The sequence below is a fragment of the bacterium genome, assembly GCA_020440705.1.
Classification (GTDB): domain Bacteria; phylum Krumholzibacteriota; class Krumholzibacteriia; order LZORAL124-64-63; family LZORAL124-64-63; genus JAGRNP01.
This window is the reverse complement of record JAGRNP010000372.1, coordinates 1-545: the sequence shown is the minus strand read 5'-3', so window position 1 is coordinate 545 and position 545 is coordinate 1. Positions and strand designations below refer to the sequence as shown.

Annotated in this window: 1 protein-coding gene; it reads right to left on the bottom strand. The window is 65.3% G+C overall.

The genetic code is table 11. The features are described 5' to 3' along the window. On the bottom strand, positions 1 to 419 hold a 419-nt coding region (locus KDM41_18860), incomplete at its 3' end, for a hypothetical protein (protein MCB1185486.1). Positions 420 to 545 lie beyond the last annotated feature (126 nt).

The window sequence follows — 545 nt, the reverse complement described above, 5'->3', positions numbered from 1 at the left end:
CCCGGGTCAGCGCACAGGGCGCGAACCGCGTCGCAGGTGTTGCGGCTGCAATCGAAGTCGTCGCAGTCGATGAAGCCGTCCAGATCGTTGTCCAGGCCGTCGGAGCAGGTCTCCACGGTGGCCTCGGAGGATCCGCACAGATCCGCCGTCTCGCAGTTCTGGCTGCAATTGTAGTCTTCGCAGTCGATGAAGCCGTCGCCGTCGTTGTCGTCCCCGTCGGTGCAGGTCAGGGGGTTGCCCTCGCACATGTCGTCGGCGACGCAGGCGAAGTCGGAGCAGTCGGTGAAGCCGTTGCCGTCGTCATCGATGCCGTTGTCGCAGATCTCGACGCCGGGGGTGGAGGGGCACTCCTCCAGGGTCAGGGCTGAGAGGGGCATCGCCGCGGCGAGGGTGAAGGCGAGGAGGATCTTATTGACCATGCTGGGATCTCCGGTGTAGTGGTCGAGGCGACCTGAACGGCTGAGGGTCACACGGCGCGAGCGGGACATCTCCCGCGGTCGCGCCGGATGTTGCCAGAAGATTCCCGCGACAGCAAGGGTCTTTAG